18 protein-coding genes are annotated in these 18,130 nt (G+C 60.3%); 6 read left to right on the forward strand and 12 right to left on the reverse strand.

Annotation, left to right across the window (positions count from 1 at the left end; genetic code table 11):
- Window positions 1–21: 21 nt before the first annotated feature.
- The 3 genes from THALAR_RS06995 to THALAR_RS07005 all read right to left on the reverse strand — a co-directional run bounded on the left by THALAR_RS06995 (window position 22) and on the right by THALAR_RS07005 (window position 1,687).
- Window positions 22–507 (reverse strand): (2Fe-2S)-binding protein, encoded by a 486-nt coding sequence (locus THALAR_RS06995; RefSeq protein WP_021100811.1) that lies wholly within the window; start codon window positions 505–507, stop codon window positions 22–24.
- Window positions 508–550: 43 nt separating this feature from the next.
- Window positions 551–1,060, reverse strand: coding sequence for a CoxG family protein (locus tag THALAR_RS07000; RefSeq protein ID WP_021100812.1), 510 nt, complete (start codon window positions 1,058–1,060; stop codon window positions 551–553).
- A gap of 147 nt (window positions 1,061–1,207) precedes the next feature.
- Complete coding sequence (locus THALAR_RS07005) at window positions 1,208–1,687, reverse strand: anthrone oxygenase family protein (protein WP_021100813.1); 480 nt, start codon at window positions 1,685–1,687, stop codon at window positions 1,208–1,210.
- Window positions 1,688–1,817: 130 nt separating this feature from the next.
- On the opposite strand from THALAR_RS07005, the gene THALAR_RS07010 reads away from it, so the two are divergent.
- A complete protein-coding gene (locus tag THALAR_RS07010) occupies window positions 1,818–2,432 on the forward strand; it encodes a TetR/AcrR family transcriptional regulator (protein ID WP_021100814.1) in 615 nt (204 codons plus the stop codon).
- Here the strand turns inward: THALAR_RS07010 and THALAR_RS07015 are convergent.
- Window positions 2,417–3,196 carry a DUF2189 domain-containing protein gene (locus tag THALAR_RS07015; RefSeq protein WP_021100815.1) on the reverse strand — a complete coding sequence of 260 codons (780 nt, stop codon included), beginning with the start codon at window positions 3,194–3,196 and terminating at the stop codon, window positions 2,417–2,419. The two genes, THALAR_RS07010 and THALAR_RS07015, sit on opposite strands and share 16 nt — an antisense overlap.
- 128 nt (window positions 3,197–3,324) lie before the next feature.
- On the opposite strand from THALAR_RS07015, the gene puuE reads away from it, so the two are divergent.
- Both puuE and THALAR_RS07025 read left to right on the forward strand, forming a co-directional pair.
- Window positions 3,325–4,722, forward strand: a complete 1,398-nt coding sequence (gene puuE, locus THALAR_RS07020) for an allantoinase PuuE (protein ID WP_021100816.1) — start codon at window positions 3,325–3,327, stop codon at window positions 4,720–4,722.
- A 73-nt stretch (window positions 4,723–4,795) separates the two neighbouring features.
- Window positions 4,796–6,157, forward strand: coding sequence for a phosphohexomutase domain-containing protein (locus tag THALAR_RS07025; protein WP_021100817.1), 1,362 nt, complete (start codon window positions 4,796–4,798; stop codon window positions 6,155–6,157).
- Window positions 6,158–6,187: 30 nt separating this feature from the next.
- On the opposite strand, the gene THALAR_RS07030 is transcribed toward THALAR_RS07025, so the two are convergent.
- From THALAR_RS07030 to THALAR_RS07040, 3 genes are all read right to left on the reverse strand, one after another.
- Complete coding sequence (locus tag THALAR_RS07030; RefSeq protein ID WP_021100818.1) at window positions 6,188–6,781, reverse strand: L,D-transpeptidase; 594 nt, start codon at window positions 6,779–6,781, stop codon at window positions 6,188–6,190.
- Between the two features lie 65 nt (window positions 6,782–6,846).
- The gene (locus THALAR_RS07035; protein ID WP_021100819.1) at window positions 6,847–7,833 is read right to left on the reverse strand and encodes a type I glyceraldehyde-3-phosphate dehydrogenase; all 987 of its coding nucleotides are present in this window, start codon (window positions 7,831–7,833) and stop codon (window positions 6,847–6,849) included.
- A gap of 91 nt (window positions 7,834–7,924) precedes the next feature.
- On the reverse strand, window positions 7,925–8,650 hold the full coding sequence (locus THALAR_RS07040) for a DsbA family protein (RefSeq protein ID WP_021100820.1): 726 nt from the start codon (window positions 8,648–8,650) through the stop codon (window positions 7,925–7,927).
- 142 nt (window positions 8,651–8,792) lie between these two features.
- On the opposite strand from THALAR_RS07040, the gene THALAR_RS07045 reads away from it, so the two are divergent.
- Window positions 8,793–10,826, forward strand: a complete 2,034-nt coding sequence (locus tag THALAR_RS07045; protein WP_021100821.1) for a protein-disulfide reductase DsbD family protein — start codon at window positions 8,793–8,795, stop codon at window positions 10,824–10,826.
- On the opposite strand, the gene ccmI is transcribed toward THALAR_RS07045, so the two are convergent.
- The 5 genes from ccmI to THALAR_RS07070 all read right to left on the reverse strand — a co-directional run bounded on the left by ccmI (window position 10,823) and on the right by THALAR_RS07070 (window position 15,929).
- Window positions 10,823–11,974: a c-type cytochrome biogenesis protein CcmI gene (ccmI, locus tag THALAR_RS07050; RefSeq protein WP_021100822.1), complete on the reverse strand. Its 1,152-nt coding sequence runs from the start codon at window positions 11,972–11,974 to the stop codon at window positions 10,823–10,825. The genes THALAR_RS07045 and ccmI overlap by 4 nt on opposite strands.
- Window positions 11,971–12,438: a cytochrome c-type biogenesis protein gene (locus THALAR_RS07055; RefSeq protein WP_021100823.1), complete on the reverse strand. Its 468-nt coding sequence runs from the start codon at window positions 12,436–12,438 to the stop codon at window positions 11,971–11,973. Before THALAR_RS07055 ends, ccmI begins: the two co-directional genes overlap by 4 nt.
- The gene (locus THALAR_RS07060) at window positions 12,435–12,977 is read right to left on the reverse strand and encodes a DsbE family thiol:disulfide interchange protein (RefSeq protein WP_021100824.1); all 543 of its coding nucleotides are present in this window, start codon (window positions 12,975–12,977) and stop codon (window positions 12,435–12,437) included. The genes THALAR_RS07055 and THALAR_RS07060 overlap by 4 nt, the downstream gene beginning before the upstream one ends.
- 4 nt (window positions 12,978–12,981) lie before the next feature.
- A complete protein-coding gene (locus THALAR_RS07065) occupies window positions 12,982–14,967 on the reverse strand; it encodes a heme lyase CcmF/NrfE family subunit (protein ID WP_021100825.1) in 1,986 nt (661 codons plus the stop codon).
- Between the two features lie 113 nt (window positions 14,968–15,080).
- Entirely contained in the window at window positions 15,081–15,929 is an 849-nt protein-coding gene (locus THALAR_RS07070) for a DMT family transporter (RefSeq protein ID WP_021100826.1), read from the reverse strand.
- 145 nt (window positions 15,930–16,074) lie between these two features.
- Here THALAR_RS07070 and ppk2 point away from each other — a divergent pair, with 145 nt between their 5' ends.
- Window positions 16,075–16,965, forward strand: coding sequence for a polyphosphate kinase 2 (gene ppk2, locus THALAR_RS07075; protein ID WP_021100827.1), 891 nt, complete (start codon window positions 16,075–16,077; stop codon window positions 16,963–16,965).
- 111 nt (window positions 16,966–17,076) lie between these two features.
- Window positions 17,077–18,129 (forward strand): hypothetical protein, encoded by a 1,053-nt coding sequence (locus THALAR_RS07080; protein ID WP_021100828.1) that lies wholly within the window; start codon window positions 17,077–17,079, stop codon window positions 18,127–18,129.
- The last annotated feature ends 1 nt before the right edge of the window (window position 18,130 follow it).

An 18,130-nucleotide genomic window follows, 5' to 3' on the forward strand; every position in this document is an offset into this window, starting at 1 on the left:
ACCCACCCTACGTCATTGAAATTATTCGGCTGCGACAGCAGGCACGTCTTGGCCCGATGCGGCCAGAATGGCTTTGACGATGTTGTGATACCCTGTGCAGCGGCAGATATTGCCTTCGAGGTAGTCACGCACCTCGGCCTCGGTGGGCTTGGGATTTTCCTTCAGCAAAGCTGCTGCTGACATGACCATCCCCGGCGTACAGAACCCGCATTGCAACCCGTGATGCTCCTTGAACGCCGCCTGGATGACATTCAGCGACCCGTCCTTGTTGGCCTGCCCCTCGATGGTTGCGACCTCCGCGCCATCGGCTTCGGCGGCGAACATGGTGCATGACTTCACCGCCTTTCCGTCGACATGGACCACGCAGGCGCCGCATTGCGACGTGTCACACCCGATATGGGTTCCGGTCAGGTGCAAATCGTCGCGCAGGAAGGCAGACAGCAGCGTGCGTCCTTCCACCTCTCCCGACACGGCCTTGCCGTTTACGGTCATGGATACTTTGGTCATTCATTCCTCCCTAATGTCTGTGACGTCTGGCTACACGTGCGTGTCAGCTCACAAGCCGTTTTAGCCAGCCCTTCTTTTTCTCTTCCGGCGGGGCGTCGGGCTCTTCCGCCTCCCCCTCGAGCGCCGTCTGGAAGCGCTCGAAGAACTGATCTGCCATCTTCTTTGCGAACCCGTCGATAATCCGCGAACCCAACTGGGCGAGTTTGCCGCCGACCTTCGCCTGCACCTCATAGGACAGACGCGTGCCACCATCCTCGTTCGGGCTCAGTGTTACATCCGCGCCCCCTTTGGCGAAGCCGGCCGGTCCGCCTTTGCCCTCGCCCGAGATGGTGCAGCTCTTCTCCGGCACCATGTCAGTGATCTGCACAGCGCCTTTGAAGGTCGCTTTCACCGGACCGACCTTCTGGACTACGACCGCTTCAAACCCTTCCTCGGCGGACCCCGTCATTTCCTGACATCCGGGCACGCAGGCTTTCAACACGTCCGCATCCAGAAGCGCGATCCAGACCTCAGCCGGGCTGGCGTCGATATCGCGGTGGCCTTGAAGTTCCATGCACATCCCCCAGTGTGACTATTCAGGAGATCCGCCAGTCACGCAGGCAACGCATTAAGTCAGGCAGCAATCTCCACACCATCAGGCTGGAGCATTGCCCATCGTTTCTCAAGGAAAATTTTGCGGCACCGGAGGCTGGCGTATGGGTCAGGCCATCAAGCGAGTGCTGTCGGGCCCCAGCCTCGTCAGGCCCATCGCGCCAAGCGCGAGTGCTACTCCGCTTGCCGCTGTGCGGATCTGGTTCCAGATTTGCCAGTTGGCCGAATAGTCTTCCCAGATTGGTTGCGCCTGCTCCCTTGATCGCGGAACCTCAACCAATGCCAACTGCTCGTTCATGGGGACGTTGACCAGCATCGTCAACAGCAGTCCGAATAGCGCATAAACAATCCCGGAGGCTGCGAACCAGCGCGCCGCGCTTCGGCATCCGGCACGCCACAAACTCCATGACGCAAATCCGGCAACGAATGGCGTCCCAAAGAAAGCAGGAGCGAACACCGCGTTGCGTACCGAGCCATTCATCGTGTTCATGGCCTCGATTGCAGTGCGCGGGTCCAGCGTATCAAGCCCCCACATGGTCGAACACACCCACGCATAGAAAAAGCCGAATATCGCCCCGGAGAAGATCACGGAGATTACAGCCGATAATTTAGCGACTTGCGACAGGGGTTAATACCTCTCAGTAACTGTACACATTCATACGGCTTTACTTTTTCGTATACCTGTGTTCGGTAATAATCAAGGTATTTCAGGAGACTCCATGCGAGCAGAAAAGAAAGACAAGCGCCGTGCCGAAATTGAAGCGGTCGCGCTGGAGGTCATGCGAGAGCGCGGATACGAGGGCGCGTCGATGCTCAACATCGCCAAGGCCGCCAAGGCGTCGAATGAGACGCTGTATCGCTGGTATGGCGACAAGCAGCGCCTTTTTCTGGAGATCGTGAAGTCGAATGCCGCGGAAGCCGAGGAGGCGTTGGACAAAGCGCTCAAGGCCCCCCTTCCGCCAGCGGATATTCTGGAACAGATCGGGAAGCTGATGCTTCGGCTTTTGCTTGGCGAGCGCGCAGTCGCTCTGAACCGTGCGGCCGCCTGCGACGCAAGTGGTCAACTGGGCGGTGCGCTGGCCAAGGGCGGGCGTGAACGGGTATTTCCCAAGATCGTCAAGCTGATGGGCGCGCTGCGCGAAGCCGGAGTAATCGCCCCGCCCAGTGACGAGCAAGCCGCGACCTGGTTCATACAGCTTCTGATCGGTGACTTGCAGCTTCGGCGCGTGATCGGCACGCTGCCTGAACCGACCCGGGGCCAGATTAACCAACACGCCAAAACGACTCTGGCTGCGTTTTATTCCCTCTGCGGCACGGATCAGACAGGCGTGTAGAGCGCGCGCCGGTAGATGTGCCATGTTGCGTGCCCAAGCACGGGCAGCGCCAGAAACAAGCCCAAGAACATCGGCACCATCGCGACGAGAACAAACACGGCGATGATCGCGGCCCACAGAAGAAGGACAACCTTGTTTCTCATGAAGACGCGAATGGAAAACCCCATCGCGGTCATGAAGTCAATTTCCCGATCCAGCAGCAAAGGCATTGAGACAACGGTAATCATGTAGGTAAAAAGCGCCACCACGCCGCCCACGACAATTTGAAACGCGATGAGCATCATTCCATGGGGCGTCATGAACATGTCCCAGGACGTCGTGATGTTTATCAGCTGCATATTGCCAAGGAACATTGCGAACGACATATGGGCAAAGAAGCTCCAGAACAGAAAAATAATCACAAGCAACGCGCCAATCCACGGCAGTTGCCGACCACGTTCGGCCCACACGACGGCCAGCACAGACGCCCAACCCAGCGGCTCATCTGCCTCCAGCCGACGGCTCACTTCGTATAGACCGACGGCGGCAAACGGGGCGAAGATCGGAAAGCCCAAAGACAGCACCAATGTCCATGTGAAGGTTCCTGCGCCCCAGTAGACCAGCCCCGCCCCGCACAAGACATAGAACGCGGAGAAGAACAGCCCGTAGGCAGGTGCCCGCGTGAAATCGCGCCATCCTTCGCGCAGCGCACGCAATAGCTCCCATAAAGTGACTGTCCCGATTTCGGGACGCGGAGATGCCGCCGGTTCGATCAATTGTGTCATGGCTTATGACAGCACAGGTTCCCTGCTTCGGGCAAGCGTTTGATGTCGAAAAGAATGTCGACCAAGAGGATGGATTTCAACTGTCAGGCCCGTGTAAATGAACTGGTGAGCAAGATCGGAGATGTTCCATGAAACGATACCCACGCGATATGCGCGGCCACGGGGCAAAACCGCCCAACGCCAACTGGCCCGGCGGAGCGAAAATCGCGGTGCAGATCGTTCTCAATTACGAGGAAGGTGGCGAGAATTGCGTGCTGCATGGCGACACGGCGTCTGAGGCGTTTCTTTCCGAGATCACCGGAGCGGCACCGTGGCCGGGCCAGCGCCACTGGAACATGGAGTCGGTCTACGAATACGGGGCGCGGTCGGGTTTCTGGCGGCTGCACCGGCTGCTGGAAAATCTACCGGTCACGGTCTTCGGTGTTGCGACGGCGTTGGCGCGCTCTCCGGAGCAGGTCGCTGCGATGAAAGACGCCGGTTGGGAAATCGCGTCGCATGGGTTGAAGTGGATCGACTACCGCGATCACGACGAGGAGGACGAGCGCGCAGACATGGTCGCGGCGGTCAAGCTCCACACAGAGGTTGTCGGCGAAGCGCCGCGCGGGTGGTACACGGGACGTTGCTCGGCGAACACAGTCATGCTGGCGGCGGAACTGGGCCAGTTCGATTACATCGCCGACAGCTATGCCGATGACCTGCCCTACTACATGCGACACGACGGGCGCGACCAGCTGATTGTGCCTTATACGCTCGACTGCAACGACATGCGCTTTGCCACGACACAAGGGTTCAATTCGGGGGACCAGTTCGAGAGCTACCTGCGCGACAGTTTCGACGCGCTTTATGAAGACGGCACCGCAGGTAGGCCAAAGATGATGTCCATCGGCCTGCATTGCCGCCTGATCGGGCGGCCCGGCCGGGTTCAAGCGCTGAAGCGATTTTTGAGTTACGTGCAAAGCCATGACGAAGTCTGGTTCGCCAGCCGCCTACAGATCGCGCAGCGCTGGCTGGCGGAGCATCCGCCAACCCCTGCGACGCGCCCTACATTGATGGATAAGTCCACCTTCGTAAGCACATATGGCGACGTGTTCGAGCAATCCCCATGGGTGGCTGAACGCGCGTGGAATCTGGAACTGGGCCCCGCGCATGACAGCGCCGAAGGGCTTTGGAGCGCCATGTCGCGTGTGTTTCGCGCGGCCAGCCCGACGCAACGGCTCGAAGTTCTTGATGCACATCCTGATCTGGCAAGCATGCTGACTGGCGAAAGTCAGCCCACTTCCGAGCAATCCGGGCAATGGCTCGGCGGATTGACCGACGACGAGCGACAGACCCTAAGCGAGTTGAACGAAGACTACATAACCAAGCACGGGTTTCCCTTCATCATCGCCTTAGGCGATACTGACGAGGAGGGTGTTCTCTCATCCTTGGAGCGTCGGATAAGACATGACAGCGCCGCCGAGTTCGACGAAGCCTGCCGCCAGGTGGAAAGGATCGCCCAACTTCGCCTGAAAAAGCTTCTGCCTTAACCTACGAACCCATCCCTTGGAGCCGTCGCAGCTTCGCGCTATGTCTGCTCAACTGTATTTGCGAGGAACGCCCATGACGACCCTGACCTGTTTCAAAAGCTACGACGTGCGTGGTCGCTTGGGTGACGAGCTGAACGAAGACATCTGTTACGGGATTGGCAGGGGCTTCGCACGCTCGATTGACCCGGGCTCTGTCGTCATCGGCTACGACATCCGCCCGACATCCCAGATGCTGGCTGGCCAATTGGCCGAAGGATTGCGCGACGAGGGCGTCGACGTTATCAGCATCGGGCTTTGCGGAACGGAAGAGGTCTACTTCGCAACATCACATTATGACGCTGGCGGTGGACTGATGGTCACGGCCTCGCATAATCCCATCGACTATAACGGCATCAAGATGGTGCGGGCAGGCTCGCGACCGATTTCCTCTGCGGATGGTCTGGGAGAGATACAAGCGTTGGTTGAAGCAGGCGATTTCGGGCCGGCCAAAAAGCGTGGCGTTCTGGAGCACCGCGATCCCCGCGATGCATACGCCGAACGGGTGGCAAGTTTTGCGGATGTATCGACTTGGCGTCCGATGAAAGCAGTCGTCAACGCAGGAAATGGCGTCGCCGGCCCCGCCTTCGATGTCATCGCCGACAAATTGAAAGCGCCTGTGGAGTTCATCCGCCAGCATCACGACCCCGATGGCAGCTTTCCCAACGGCATTCCGAACCCGTTGCTGGAGGAAAACCGAGCCCAGACGGCGGAGCGTGTATTATCCGAAGGGGCCGATCTTGGCATCGCTTGGGATGGCGACTTCGACCGCTGCTTTTTCTTCGACGAAACCGGCGCCTTCATCGACGGTGAATATGTGGTGGCCTTGCTGGCCGGTGCATTTCTGGAAAAACACAACGGCGCGAAGATCATTCATGATCCCCGTGTAATCTGGGCACTCTTGGATTTGGTCGAGCGGGGCGGCGGCGAGGCTGTTGTCTCGAAATCGGGCCATTCGCATATCAAGGCGAAGATGCGCGAGGTTGACGCGGTCTATGGCGGCGAGATGTCAGCGCACCACTATTTTCGCGACTTCATGTATTGCGACAGCGGTATGATCCCGTGGATCTTGCTCGTCGAGCATATGAGCAACTCCGGCAAGAAGCTTTCCGAACTTGTCGCCGACATGCAGGCGCGGTTCCCATCCTCCGGCGAAATCAACTTCAAGCTGGACGACAAGCAACCTGCCATCGACGCGTTCGAGGCAACTTACCTGCCCCACGCCAAGGCGGTGGACCGTCTGGACGGGCTGTCACTGGATTACGGCGACTGGCGGGTAAACCTGCGCCAGTCAAACACCGAGCCTGTGTTGCGCCTGAACGTCGAGGCACGCGGCGACCGCGCGCTGCTGGCGGCGAAGGTGGCGGAGATCAGCGCGTTGATACGGAACGCAAAATGAAATCGGGGGGCCGCAGCCCCCCGTCTTGTCTTAGATGATCCGCACTTGGGTGCCGACAGGGCAGAGCGCGAACAGCTCCTCGATCTTCTCATTGAACAGACCGATACAGCCCGATGACGACCGACGCCCGATCTTGCGCGTATCGTGCGTGCCGTGGATCAGGTAAGCAGGCCAGCTGAGATACATTGCGTGGGTGCCAAGCGGGTTGCCCGGACCAGGCGGCATGTAATGCAGGCTGGGGTCTTCCTTCTTCATGTTTGCCGTCGGCGTCCAGTCCGGCCCGACGCGCTTGCGCACAACCTCGGTGTAGCCACGCTTGGTCAACTGGTCGGTGCGAGGCACGGACGTCGCAAACACGCGATAGTCGGACCCATCCGAATTCCAATAATGCAGCGCGCGCGAGGTCGTGTCTGCCACGACAGTGGCGACGCCCAGCCTGTCGAAGTGGTCTTGCCAGCGCTGCTGCTGGAAGCTCGACGCGTTGCGGCGCACGCCCTTGGCGGTCGACGGGGTGCCGATCTCCTCAAGCGGAGCGGTCACGCTCTGCGCACGTAGCAATGCAGGTGTCGCCAGCGCTGCGGTCGCGGTTGCCAGAAACAGGCGGCGGTTTGGTTTGTCGATCATGATTTGACCTCCGTTATTCAAAGCTGCTCCAGTGGGGGATAACAGTTTGTATCAGCGGGCTGAACTCACATCTTTGTCATGCGTCGGGCAAGGTCGATCATGCGGTTGGAAAAGCCCCATTCGTTATCATACCAGCCGAACACACGGGCCATGCCCCCCGATTTGGTGACGTGAGTTTCCGGCAGGGCCATGACGATGCTCTCGGGCCGGGCGCGCAGGTCGGAGGAGACCAACGCCTCCTCAGTGATGCCGATGATACTGCCCTTGGCAGACACGAGCGTCGCGTTGATTTTCTCTTCCGTGAAAGGCTCTTGCGCCTGAAAGCTCATGTCTATTGCCGATACCGACGCGGTGGGAACCCGAACCGACGTGGCAAAGATGCGCCCCGCCAGATCGGGGAGCACAAGATCGGTCAGCTTTCCGGCGGAGGTCGTGGTCGGTACCATCGACAGCGCGGCAGCGCGGGAGCGTACCAGATCACCCCGTGGCGCATCGACCGTAGGTTGCGACCCTGTGTAGCAATGGATCGTCGTCATATGCGCCGTCACCAAACCAAACGCATCGTCAATCACCCGCGCCAGTGGGGCCAGCGCGTTAGTTGTGCAGGAGGCGCAGGAAATAATCGGCTGGTCTGCCAGCATGTCGTCATTGGCCCCAATCACAACCGTCTGGTCCGCCGTGGGGCACGGCCCCGAGATCAGCACACGCCCTGCCCCCGCACGCAAGCCCCGCTCCGCAAACTCCCGTGAATTGGATTTACCCGTGCATTCAAGCACCAGATCCACGCCATTGAGGTCAATCTCCGACAAGTCGGGATTGTCCGTCAGCGGATAGCGTTTGCCGTTGATTGTCAGGGAGTGGTCGTCATGGGTGACCTCGCCCGGAAACTGGCCGAACACACTGTCATGGCGAAGCAGATAGGCACACAGTTCGGGGCGGGCAATGTCGTTCAGCGCCACGATCTCGAACCCGCCGCCCGCAGGTGTAGTGGTCAAAAGACGCAAGATGGAGCGGCCGATCCGCCCCAATCCGTTGATGGCTATCCTTGCCATAATAAGGCCCCTTCCGCGCGGCGTTCTTATTCGATTTGCGCGACAGTAGGACGTCACCCAAGCCGAACGGAAGGCCCAAAATGGCGGTGGATTACCCTGCGTCGCGGGCTTGAGCGACGAGTTCCTGCATCTGCTCCAGGTCGATCGCCCCCGGCACGAGTTGCTCACCGAATACAAATGCAGGCGTGCCGTTCAGGTTGAGGGCGCGGGTCAGTTGCATGCTGGTTTGAATATGAGCCGCTACCTCGGGCGCGTCCATGTCACGTTTCAGCTGCTCTGCATCCATCCCCAACTCATCCGCGATGCGCATGATGCTGGCCTCGTTCGCGCGGCCTTCGTTTTCCATCAGGGCGTTGTGAAATTCGACATATTTGCCCTGCGCACGCGACGCAAGCGACGCGCGGGCGGCGTAGACGCTTTCCTCGCCAAGGATCGGCCATTCCCGCATGACAACGCGCACATTGGGGTCGCTCTCGATCAACGCATGAACGTCGTCGAAGACACGACGACAGTAGCCGCAATTGTAGTCAAAGAATTCCACCACGGTCACGTCACCGTCAGGGTTGCCCAAAACGGGGGCATTGGGGTCTTGCTCCAACGCGGCGCGGTTGGCACTCAGCACAGCCTGAGCCTGATCTGCCTTCGCCGCTTCCTCACGCTCTTGCAGCGTTTGCAGCGCTTCCATGATAATTTCGGGATTTTCGCGGATGGTTTCCAGCACCAGCTCCTGCATCTGGTCGCGGCTCATATCCTCGGCCGACAGAGGCGTAGTTGCAAGGCACAGTGCCAAGGCGGTCGATGTAGCAAGTCGGGTCATGGGCAGGCTCCTTGGCGGCCGGAAAAGTTGACGCGACCGTGATATGCCGCGCAGGGATTGTCAAACACAAGGCAATCACGAGGCGGTGACAAACGCCTGAAACCCCTTGCCTTTGGCGCGCCTTCGGGGGAGCAAAGAAGCCATGAGAATTCTTGCCTCCCTGATCGTCATCTGGCTGTCCGCAGCGCTGTCGCCCGTCCTTGCCGCAAGTTCGCCCGCCTATCAAAGCGAGCGGATCACAGCGAGGCTGATTACGGCGGAGAACACGGTGACGCCCGATGCGGGCACCATTTCGGCCGGGTTGCAGATCGAGCTGGCAGACGGCTGGAAGACCTACTGGAAAGCGCCGGGGTCTGTGGGCTATCCGCCTGAACTGGACTGGAGCGCGTCGGCCAATGTCGGTGACACGGAGTTGTTGTTCCCCGCACCTACCCGCTTTGAAGCGTTCGACATCGAGAATTACGGCTACGAAAAGGAAGTTACCTTTCCGGTTCAACTGACGCTGGACCAAGCGGGCGGCACGGCGGTGCTGAACGTGTCCGCAAATGTGCTGGTCTGCGCCGAGTTGTGCATTCCCGAAATGTTCGATCTGTCCCTGACGCTGCTTGCGGGCGAGGGCGGGATCGACACGGCCTCTGCTGCGTTAATAGCCGATGCGGCGGCCAAGGTGCCTGCGGCGCTGGACGACGCGGGCATGAGCAATGCCCGTTTCTGGTGGTCTCCCGACGCATCCGAGCTACAAGTCGCGGTCGACAGCAGCGAGGCCTTTGGTGCCGATCTGCAGGTATTTCCTGATATGGGGCCAGACGCGGCGTTCGGAGCGCCAGTGTTCGAGCTTGCCGGTGACCGCAAGAGCATCATCGCGCGGCTGCCGGTGCTGGCCGTTCCGGACGCTGACACGCCTTTGGAAATTACGTTGCGGGATGGAGACCGCGCGGCGCGTTTCGACGCGGCCACCCCCAGTGACGGGCCGCTAACGGCAGGCACCACGACAGGTCTTTGGTCCATCGCGGTGATCGCGCTTCTGGGTGGGTTGATCCTGAATATCATGCCCTGCGTTTTACCTGTGCTGACGATCAAATTCGCCTCGGCGCTGAAATCCAGCGATCAAAGCGCGGCCCGCATCCGCACGGGCTTCGTCGTCTCGGCGCTTGGGGTCCTGACATTTATGTGGGCGTTGGCTGTCGTGTTGCTGGCCATTCGCGCGGGCGGCGGGCAGATCGGCTGGGGAGTGCAGTTCCAAAACCCCGTCTTTCTTGGGCTGATGATTACCCTGATCTCGGTCTTTGCAGCCAATATGGCGGGGCTGTTCGAGATCACGCTACCGCAGCGCCTGAACACATCCATGGCGCGGATGGAGCACGGGCAGGGCCTGCTCGGCGACTTCGCCACCGGCGCGCTGGCCGCGGTGCTGGCAACCCCCTGCTCTGCCCCGTTTCTTGGCACTGCCGTGACCTTCGCGCTGGCAGGCAGCGGGTTCGAGGCTATGGTAATTTTCACCGCATTGGGCCTTGGGCTGGCCTCGCCCTATCTTGCGGTGGCCCTGCGGCCTTCGTTGGTGCAGGCCCTGCCAAAACCGGGGCCATGGATGGTGCGGGTCAAGTGGGTCATGGCGGCGCTGCTGGCGTTGACGGCGCTTTGGCTGGCGTCTGTGATGGTGACGGTCGCTGGTTGGGTTGTCGTTTTGGTGCTGCTCGCGCTGATCGCGGCGGCGGTTCTGGCGATGTTGGCACGTAAGAACGGACGGATGGTCGCCGCAGCGCTGATCGTCGCTGCGGTGTTCGCTCCCGTGGTGTTGCGCCCTGCCCCGCAGGCGATTGCGCAAAGCGCCGATTGGGCAACGTTTGACGAGGCCTCTATCGGGCCCGCGGTGGCTAGGGGCGAAGTCGTGTTCGTCGACGTCACCGCCTCTTGGTGCCTGACCTGCAAAGCCAACAAGGCCCGCGTGCTGGACCGTGATCCGGTGGCAGAGCTGCTGACGCAAGACGGCGTGACTGCCATGCGCGGGGACTGGACACAGCCCGACCCTGCGATTTTGGCCTATCTCCAAAGCAACGGACGCTTCGGCATCCCGTTCAACAAGGTTTATGGACCCGGCGCACCGGAGGGCATCGCCCTCCCCGAATTCCTGACAAAAGACGCGGTGTTGAGCGCGTTGGAGACAGCGCGGCCCTAGTTGTCGATCGCCGCCAAACCTTGCTCTACCGTAACGCGGCGCGGGTCGTCTTCCGGCAGCTTGTCGGTCAACGCCTTTGCGCTTTCATAGGCTGCGCGCGCGTTGTCATTCTCGCCCAGCACCCCATAGGCACGCGCCAGTTGTAGCCAGCCTTCCAGATTGTCCGGCTCGTTCTTCATCCGCTCTGCGAGGTTTGCGACCATCGTGCGTATAAACTCCTGACGGTCCTCTGCCGACATCTCGGACGCGGCTTCGACATCTTCGGCGGAAGGGCCGCGCGGGGCGTCGGGGAAGTCTGGCAGTTCCATAGGCTTTTGGCCCAGTGACGCACCAAGGCGGTTGATCTCGCGCAGATAGAATTCCATCCACGGCGCAGGTGCGGTCTCTTGGGACAGCCGGTCTATCAGCAATTGCCGCGCCTCGTCAGAGCGGTCGGACTGATCCAGTTCCACCGCGCGGTAGTAGGCACCGGCAGGGTTCATGGGGTCCAGCTCAATTGCCTTGGCGATTGCGTCGCTGGCAGGTTTGGTCACCACGCCGTTCTCAGCCGCAATAAGCGTCTCGGCGTATTGCGACCATGTGCCGGAGGTCGCACCTTCGCGTTCCACGATCTTGGAATATGCATAGGCCGCGTCGTCATAGCGACCCATGTTGCCATAGGTTGTCGCCAGCAACTCCCAGCCGCGGGTTTCGCCACCGTTCGGATCGCTTTCGAGTTTGGTGCGCAGTTCGGCTGTCAGCTTTTGCAGATTCTGCGCCTCTGATTGCTCGTCCGCCCGTTCCGCAAACGGGACGGACGGGATTTGGGGCGCCCCCAATTGCCAATACAATGCGGCACCTGCCAAGGGTGTCGCCAAAGCGAAGGCCACAAGTACCGAGCGGCCCGTCGCAGCACCCGATTTGCTTGGTCCGCGTGCCTTGTCGGCGGCGATCATGCGGCGCTTGATCTCGGTGCGGGCGGACTCCGCCTCCGCAGCCGAGATGATGCCGCGTTCCGCGTCGCGGTCCACCTCGGACAACTGGTCACGGAAAATGGCAATCGCGCTGTCGGCGCGGTCCAGCGTATCGCCCGTGTCGCGCAGCAGCGGCCACAGGAAGGCAAGCATCGTCAGCACGGCCAACGCGGCAGCGGCGGCGAAAAAGATCATTTGGTGGTGTCCTCTCGCATGAGCTTGGCAAGGTCGGCTTCTTCCTCGGTGCTCAATCGGGTGTCTTTGGTCACAGGCTTGCGGGAGCGGCGCGACAACGTAAGCGCGACGGCGATGCCACCGATGAACAGAATGGCAAATGGCCCCAACCACAGCGCGTAGGTCGAAGGCTTGAAAGGCGGATTGAACAGCACGAAGTCGCCATAGCGCAGCACTAGGAAATCATAGATTTCCTGATCGGTGTCACCTGCGACCAACCGCTCGCGGATCAACACGCGAAGGTCGCGGGCCACGCCCGCGTTGGAGCTGTCGATCGGTTCGTTCTGGCACACGACACAACGCACGTTTGCAGATATCGCACGGGCGCGTTCTTCAAGTGCCGGGTCCGACAGGATCTCGTCCGGTTCCACTGCAAAGGCGGGACCAGCCAGCAAGGCTAAGGCCAAAAGTGCGGACCGGATCATTTGCGCACCTCGTCCAGCGCTTCGGTGAAGCGCGTGAGACCATCGCCTACCACAGGACCGGCAAAGCGGTGGCGAATGATGCCATCCTCGTCGATGATAAAAGTCTCCGGCACGCCGGAAATGCCTAGGTCAATACCCGCACGCCCGGAATAATCGGACCCGATTGCCTCGTATGGATTACCCAATTCTGCCAACCATTTGGCCGCCGCTTCGGGCTTGTCCTTGTAGTTGATGCCGACGAGGGTCAGTCCCTCCTCCTGCGCCATGCGGGTCAGGATCGGATGTTCAGCGCGGCAAGGGGCGCACCACGAGGCGAAAACGTTGAGCAGCTTGATCCCTTCGATCTTGCTGAAATCTTCGGTCGTCAGGCCGGGGGTGTCGACGCCTGCAATCGGCTCCAGCGCCAGTTGCGGCACCGGCTGCGAGATTAGCACCGAGGGGATCGACGACGGGTCGCGCCCGCCGGACAGGCCCCAGATCGCGAAGCCGCCGATGATGAGGGCCACCAACAAGGGCAGCGCGAAGAGCACGCGTTTCATCAGCCTACTCCGCCGGTGTCGCGCCGACCGGCGCCGGTTTCGATTTCCGCGGAGCGCCGACACGAAGCCTGCGGTCCGATAGGGACAAGCTGCCGCCAAGCACAAGGAACACCGTGCCAATCCACAGGAAGTTCACCAGCGGCTCGTAAAGGATGCGCAAGGTCCACTTCCCCTGCGCCCCTTCGGCGGCGGGTTGTGCTATTGAAACGTAGAGGTCACCCGCCAAGGTCTGGCGAATGGCGCTTTCCGTCGTTGAAGACCCCGCAACCGGATAGACCCGACGCTCCGGATAGAGCTTGGTGACGAATTCACCGTCTCGGGTAACGTTCAGGGTCGCGACCTGCGCCACATAGTTCGGGCCTTGTTGCGGCTCGATCTTCTCGAAAGTCAGCTCGAAACCTGCAATCTCGACCTTGGTGCCGGGGCTGGCGAACGCGACAATGTCCTCTTTCCACGCCGACGATCCGGTCGCCCCCATCACGAGGACAGCGACGCCGATATGGGCCAAGGTCATCCCGTGGGAAGCGCGGGGCTGGCGACGGATGCGCGCCCAGGCACCGGACTGAAATAGCTTCACACGTGTGATCCATTCCTGTGCCGTGGCGACCAGAAGCCAGATGGCGATACCCATGGCGATCACGGCCAGAACCGGCCCGCCGGTGGTCAGATACCATACGACCAGTGCCGCAATGACGGCGATTGCGAACGCGACTTTCAAACGGGACAGCACGCCTCTCAAGTCAGCCCGTTTCCATGACAGGAACGGTCCGATGCCCATGACAATCAGGAGTGGCAGCATGATCGGGATGAAGCCCGCATTGAAGAAGGGCGGCCCGACGGAAATCTTGTCACCGGTGATGGCCTCAAGAAACAGCGGGTAGAGCGTGCCGAACAGGACCGTTGCGGTGGCCGTGGCCAACAGCAGGTTGTTGATAAGCAGCCCCGCTTCGCGCGAGATCGGCGCAAACAGCCCGCCACCTTCCATCGACGGCGCGCGCCACGCGAACAGCGCCAGCGATCCGCCAATAGAGACAAACAGCAGGCCAAGGATGTAAATCCCCCGCTCTGGGTCGACGGCGAATGCATGGACGGATGTCAGCAGGCCGGAGCGCACGATGAACGTGCCAAGCAGCGACAGCGAGAACGTCAGGATCGCCAGCAGGATGGTCCAGCTTTTGAACGTGTCACGTTTCTCGGTCACGATGGCAGAGTGCAGAAGTGCGGTGCCCAAGAGCCAGGGCATAAAGGAGACGTTTTCAACAGGGTCCCAGAACCACCAGCCGCCCCAGCCAAGCTCGTAATAGGCCCACCAAGACCCCAGCCCGATACCGGCAGTCAGCGACGTCCACGCGGCCAGCGTCCACGGGCGCACCCAACGCGCCCAAGCCGGGTCCACACGGCCCTCGATCAAGGCGGCGACCGCGAAGGAAAACACGATGGAGAACCCCACGTAGCCTACGTAGAGCAGTGGGGGGTGGATCGCGAGGCCGATATCTTGCAGCAGCGGGTTGAGGTCGTTGCCGTCCAAGGGCGGCGGAAAGACCCGTGTGAACGGGTTCGACGTAAAGACCATAAAGCTGATGAACCCCACGGAAATCCACGCCTGCACGGACAGGGTGCGGGCCTTGAGCGCCTCGGGGATGTTGCGACCGAAGAAAGCCACCGCCGCGCCAAATCCGGCGAGGATGAATACCCAGAGTAGTAAGGAGCCTTCGTGGTTGCCCCAGGTGCCTGCAATCTTGTAGATCAGCGGCTTGAGCGAGTGAGAGTTGTTCACCACGTTCAAGACGGTAAAATCCGACACAATATAGCTGCGCATCAACGCCCAGAACGCCACCGCGATCAGCGCGAATTGTGCCAGTGCGCTCGCCTGTGCGGACCGCATCCACAAGGAATTGCCACGAGCGGCCCCCAGCATCGGCAAGACGCTTTGCACCAGCGCCGCGATAAGGGCCAAGGAAAGGGCGAATTGTCCAAGTTCAGGGATCATGGGCCAGCCTATCTAACGGATTTGGTCTAGATGGGGCCAAGCCTAGGGGAAGGTCAAGCAATCGGGGGCGCGACCCGTTGACCCGCCTGATCACTTTCTAGCTATCTGGCGCTTTAGGATCGGGTCACGCGCAACAAGATGACCCCCAAAAGGGTGATCATGGTGGAGGCGACTTTGCCAAGGCTCAACCGCTCTCCCATCATCAGCACGCCGATAAGCAGCGCGAAGATGATCGACGTCTCCCGCAATGCCGTGACAAGCGCGATGGGGGACTGGGTGAAAGCCCACATCACCAGACTGTAGGCCGCGAAGGATGCTGAGCCACCAACGAGGAACACCTTGAGCCCCTTGGTGGGCAAGTCTCGCAAGACCTGCGGCGTGGTCGCGGCCATGAAACCTGTAAAGATCACCGCGTTGGCAATGCCCAGCCACGCATAATAGCCCAGCGCGGTGCCTGCGACGCGCGCGCCCAGCCCGTCCACCAGCGAGTAGCTGGCAATAAAGCAGCCGGTTGTCAGCGCCATCGCGGTGGCCCGCCCGTTGCGCAACCCGTCCGCGCCGCGCACAAGTGCTATGCTCAGGATTCCTGCGGCGATGGTGACGACCGCCAAAACCTCCATGCTTGAAAGGTCCACGCCCAGAAAGACCAGAGAGACGGCGGCCACCAGCAACGGCGCGACGCCGCGGGCGATTGGATAGACCTGTGTCAGGTCGCCCACATTATAAGAGCCGAGCAGAAACATCTGGTAGCCAAAGTGCAGTGCTATACCCGCGATCAGGTAGGGGTAAGACGCAGGATCAGGCGCGGGCACGAAAGCCAGCATCGGCACAGCCAGCGGCAAATGTCCGATCACCACGCCCGCCATGTTCAACCGCTTGTCCGCCCCGCCCTTCACCAAAGCGTTCCAGACGGCATGCAACATCGCGGCCGTCAGCACGGCGAAGAAAACCAGTGGAGTCATGCTCGCACGCTAGGTGGCAACCCGGCGAGCAGCAAGCGCTATTGCGAGATCGCGTTGATGCAGGTCAAGGCCATTATCACACTGATTGGCTAATATGCAGCCGCTGACCGAGCAGCACTGTCCATTCCAATATCAGAAGGCACATATGACCGGATCAAAAGCAAACTCCACGCCCGCGAAAACGAAGACTGGCACCGACACCATCACCGGTTTCGAGCAGGGTGAATACCCTTATCCCAAGAAAATGGGCCGTACCGCATACGAAGCCGAGAAAGCGGCTTTGCAGGTAGAGTTGCTGAAGGTCCAACACTGGGTACAGGAGACCGGACAGAAGTTCGTCTTGCTGTTCGAGGGTCGTGACGCGGCAGGCAAAGGTGGCACGATCAAACGCTTTACCGAGCATTTAAACCCCCGCGCTGCGCGGGTCGTCGCCTTGAACAAGCCCACCGACGAAGAGCGCGGCCAGTGGTTTTTTCAACGCTATGTGAAACACTTGCCAACGTCGGGCGAAATGGTTCTCTATGATCGGTCTTGGTACAACCGTGCGGGCGTCGAGCGGGTCATGGGTTTTTGCGCCCCCAACGAATATCTGGAATTCATGCGGCAGACGCCGGAATTCGAGCGTATGCTGACCCGCAGCGGAATCAAGCTCTTCAAGTACTGGTTTTCGGTGACGCAGGAGGAGCAGAAGAAACGCTTTGCCGCTCGCGAAACCGATCCGCTCAAACGCTGGAAACTGTCGCCCATCGACCGTGCAAGCCTTGATAAATGGGACGACTACACCGAAGCCAAAGAGGCCATGTTTTTCTATACGGATACAGCGGACGCCCCTTGGACCGTGATCCGGTCCAATGACAAGAAACGTGCGCGGCTGACCTGCATGAAGCACTTCCTCTGGCAACTGGACTACCCCAATAAGGACACAAGCGTAGCGACCCCGCCAGACCCGAAAATCTACCATCAGGCCGATACCGTGGTCCACGACGCCGATCATATTCTGGCATCGTCTCTCCACCCGGCAAACCGCAAGGCTTAGCGGCAGCCTTGACGTGAAACCCTGTCTGGGCGCAGTCTGAACGTAGTTTTATCGCTTTTCAGACGGCGTCGGTGTTATCTCTCGCGCCATTTCCAGACAGGGGGCCACCCCATGGGGATCATTCCACCCCGTTTGTATCCGCGCGGCCGCTTGGTGATTGCGCCCCGATATCTTGGCATCCTCGCGTTGCCGGCGTTTGTATTATTGGCGTCTGAATATCTGCTGGGCAATTTCGGCAACAGTGCCCTGCTTCTGCCAGCTTCTGTCAAAGTCGAAACCGCCCCCTTGCTGGAACTGAGCGCCCGTTACCGCTTTCTGTCGGCATGGTTCTTCTACTTTGCCGTCTGCGTCATCTTCATCGCAATCTTCTTTTCCGAATTGTGGTCCCGCCACAGCCCCAGATCGGCCCTGCGTATATTGCTGGGGCTGGTGGCGGTCGTCGCTTTTACAATGGTATTCAACACGATCGAACCCGCGTGGATGGGCAGCTTCGAAGCTTACGAATTACTGGGCAAATCGCTGTTCGTCGACGCGCTGTCGCAAGGCCGCCTGAGAGCGTGCGAGACGTCGTTGGCTTGCGACGGTGAAGGCGCGTTTCATGGTATGGAAGTCCTGCTCGACAAGGCCAACCATATCACGTCGCTTGCTGCCGCTGCGGTGATCGCGGGCATGGTGCTGGCCCTTGCCCGCCCCCATCGACCCTACTTGCTAAGCAGCAAAGGGTTGGCCGCCGAAGCCGTCATTCTGAAGGAGGCCCAAGATACGTCCAGCCGTTATCTCTACTGCTCCGGCATTTTGCTGAGCGTCGGCATGGTGCTGGTCTTGTCATGGATGAAATGGCCCGGCCAGATGATTGCAGACCCGGAGTTGCGCGCGCGTCATGCGGAACTGGTCAACGCGATTTCGCTTTATCGCGGGGTAAGCTATTCGGTCCTGATCCTGAGCTATTACATGCCCGTCAGCCTGATCCTGATGGTGCGGATCGAGCGCTTTCACAAAGCGGTGGCCGCACACGGGAATCCCGAAATCGCCGAACAGGTCGCGGGGTTCGACATCAACCGGATCGCGTCGCTGGAGGCATTCAAAAAGATCATCGCCATCGTCTCGCCCATTCTGGCAAGCGCCTTGGGCGCTGCGGTGACGTTCGAGGGGATCGGTGGGTAGG

Origin of the sequence: Litoreibacter arenae DSM 19593, from assembly GCF_000442275.2 — a bacterium.
GTDB classification, from domain to species: Bacteria; Pseudomonadota; Alphaproteobacteria; order Rhodobacterales; family Rhodobacteraceae; genus Litoreibacter; species Litoreibacter arenae.

What these genes read in the sequence shown, in the direction of transcription:
- THALAR_RS07080 (WP_021100828.1), top strand. Translation starts at nt 17,077, where the DNA reads ATGGGGATCATTCCACCCCGTTTGTATCCGCGCGGCCGCTTGGTGATT.
- THALAR_RS06995 (WP_021100811.1), bottom strand. Translation starts at nt 507, where the DNA reads ATGACCAAAGTATCCATGACCGTAAACGGCAAGGCCGTGTCGGGAGAG.
- THALAR_RS07000 (WP_021100812.1), bottom strand. Translation starts at nt 1,060, where the DNA reads ATGGAACTTCAAGGCCACCGCGATATCGACGCCAGCCCGGCTGAGGTC.
- THALAR_RS07060 (WP_021100824.1), bottom strand. Translation starts at nt 12,977, where the DNA reads ATGAAACGCGTGCTCTTCGCGCTGCCCTTGTTGGTGGCCCTCATCATC.
- puuE (WP_021100816.1), top strand. Translation starts at nt 3,325, where the DNA reads ATGAAACGATACCCACGCGATATGCGCGGCCACGGGGCAAAACCGCCC.
- THALAR_RS07030 (WP_021100818.1), bottom strand. Translation starts at nt 6,781, where the DNA reads ATGATCGACAAACCAAACCGCCGCCTGTTTCTGGCAACCGCGACCGCA.
- THALAR_RS07025 (WP_021100817.1), top strand. Translation starts at nt 4,796, where the DNA reads ATGACGACCCTGACCTGTTTCAAAAGCTACGACGTGCGTGGTCGCTTG.
- THALAR_RS07065 (WP_021100825.1), bottom strand. Translation starts at nt 14,967, where the DNA reads ATGATCCCTGAACTTGGACAATTCGCCCTTTCCTTGGCCCTTATCGCG.
- ppk2 (WP_021100827.1), top strand. Translation starts at nt 16,075, where the DNA reads ATGACCGGATCAAAAGCAAACTCCACGCCCGCGAAAACGAAGACTGGC.
- ccmI (WP_021100822.1), bottom strand. Translation starts at nt 11,974, where the DNA reads ATGATCTTTTTCGCCGCCGCTGCCGCGTTGGCCGTGCTGACGATGCTT.
- THALAR_RS07055 (WP_021100823.1), bottom strand. Translation starts at nt 12,438, where the DNA reads ATGATCCGGTCCGCACTTTTGGCCTTAGCCTTGCTGGCTGGTCCCGCC.
- THALAR_RS07045 (WP_021100821.1), top strand. Translation starts at nt 8,793, where the DNA reads ATGAGAATTCTTGCCTCCCTGATCGTCATCTGGCTGTCCGCAGCGCTG.
- THALAR_RS07070 (WP_021100826.1), bottom strand. Translation starts at nt 15,929, where the DNA reads ATGACTCCACTGGTTTTCTTCGCCGTGCTGACGGCCGCGATGTTGCAT.
- THALAR_RS07010 (WP_021100814.1), top strand. Translation starts at nt 1,818, where the DNA reads ATGCGAGCAGAAAAGAAAGACAAGCGCCGTGCCGAAATTGAAGCGGTC.
- THALAR_RS07035 (WP_021100819.1), bottom strand. Translation starts at nt 7,833, where the DNA reads ATGGCAAGGATAGCCATCAACGGATTGGGGCGGATCGGCCGCTCCATC.
- THALAR_RS07040 (WP_021100820.1), bottom strand. Translation starts at nt 8,650, where the DNA reads ATGACCCGACTTGCTACATCGACCGCCTTGGCACTGTGCCTTGCAACT.
- THALAR_RS07015 (WP_021100815.1), bottom strand. Translation starts at nt 3,196, where the DNA reads ATGACACAATTGATCGAACCGGCGGCATCTCCGCGTCCCGAAATCGGG.